Origin of the sequence: Paraglaciecola marina, assembly GCF_004360155.1 — a bacterium.
In the GTDB taxonomy this organism is placed as follows: domain Bacteria; phylum Pseudomonadota; class Gammaproteobacteria; order Enterobacterales; family Alteromonadaceae; genus Paraglaciecola; species Paraglaciecola marina.
Map to the genome: position 1 here is coordinate 1 of NZ_SAIS01000074.1, position 771 is coordinate 771.

The following is a 771-nucleotide window of genomic DNA, read 5'->3' on the forward strand; positions in this document are numbered from 1 at the left end:
GGGTTATTGGGTAATGAATTGTTTGCAATTGATGGCTGTAAGATGTCGTCAAATGCCGCTAAAGAATGGTCGGGTACGTTTAAGGAGCTTGAAGAGAAGCGAGCTAAGCTTAAGCGTCAAATTCGTTATCACATGAATGAGCATGAGAAGTTGGATAAAAGTGAAAGTGCTGACGAAGCTCGTAAACAACGAGCAGAGCAAGCCATTGAAACCTTGAATAAGGCGCACGATAAGATAGACCAATTTCTAAAGAAAGCAAAGCCACGTATGGGCAAAGGTAAACGTCCTAAGGAAGTGAAAAGTAACATTACCGACAACGAGTCAGCTAAAATGACAACCAGTAAAGGGACGATTCAAGGGTATAACGGTGTGGCTACCGTGGACAAGAAACACCAAATTGTAGTGGATGCGAGCGTATTCGGAGAAGGGCAAGAGCACCATACATTGCAGCCTGTTCTAGCGCATATTCAAGATAGGTTTAAACGGTTAGCCATTAACGACGATATCCTCAAATCACAAACGATAATTACTGCCGATACTGGTTTTGCGAATGAGAAGAACATGGAGTATTTACATGATAATGATATCAACGCTTATATTCCTGATAATCAATTTAGAAGCCGAGACCCAAAGTTTAGTGAGCAGAAAGTAAAACACGGCAAACGCCACCAAGACAAGAAAACCCGCAAGAAAACAGTATTTCAAGCCAGTGAGTTTAGCTTCGACCCAGTGACGAATAGTTGCGTATGCCCAGCAGGAGAAACGATAAGC

General features: G+C 42.4%; 1 protein-coding gene. It reads left to right on the forward strand.

Annotation, left to right across the window (positions count from 1 at the left end; translation table 11 throughout):
* Positions 1–771: transposase (locus EOK74_RS20710; protein ID WP_166638819.1), on the forward strand; the 771-nt coding region annotated here is incomplete at both ends.